This window comes from Dyella amyloliquefaciens (genome assembly GCF_004296575.1).
In the GTDB taxonomy this organism is placed as follows: domain Bacteria; phylum Pseudomonadota; class Gammaproteobacteria; order Xanthomonadales; family Rhodanobacteraceae; genus Dyella; species Dyella amyloliquefaciens.
The window spans coordinates 1-365 of sequence record NZ_SAYT01000016.1; the positions used below are offsets into that span (position 1 = coordinate 1).

Consider the following 365-nt stretch of genomic DNA (forward strand, 5'->3'; position numbering starts at 1 on the left):
TCAAATAGATCATATCTGATCATTTAATTTGCGAATGGACGGTTCTCGCCATAAGGTGTCGCCATTCCTTCTCATGACCGCGTCACGGCGTCACGCCGCGCTCCCCTGGTCATGACAGCCATGGGACTACACCATGTTTGATCGTGTGTTCGAGAATGCCGTGGACATCCACGGCAACAAGCTGCGCCTGGCCGTGAAAGACGGTCGTTTTTCCGAAAAAGGGCCGGAGCTGGTTAAACGATCACATGCAACTGAGGCTTCATCTGTCGCCCCCTTTTCTCGTTCTCCGTAACCGCCCCAGCGCCGCCCATGCAGCGACTCGTGCACAGGCACGAAGCAGATGTATTCACATATCAAATAGATCA

1 protein-coding gene is annotated in these 365 nt (G+C 53.4%); it reads left to right on the top strand.

The annotated features are described in order from the left end of the window. Nucleotides 1-133: 133 nt before the first annotated feature. A complete protein-coding gene (locus EPB08_RS21120) occupies nt 134-292 on the top strand; it encodes a hypothetical protein (protein ID WP_165418565.1) in 159 nt (52 codons plus the stop codon). The last annotated feature ends 73 nt before the right edge of the window (nt 293-365 follow it).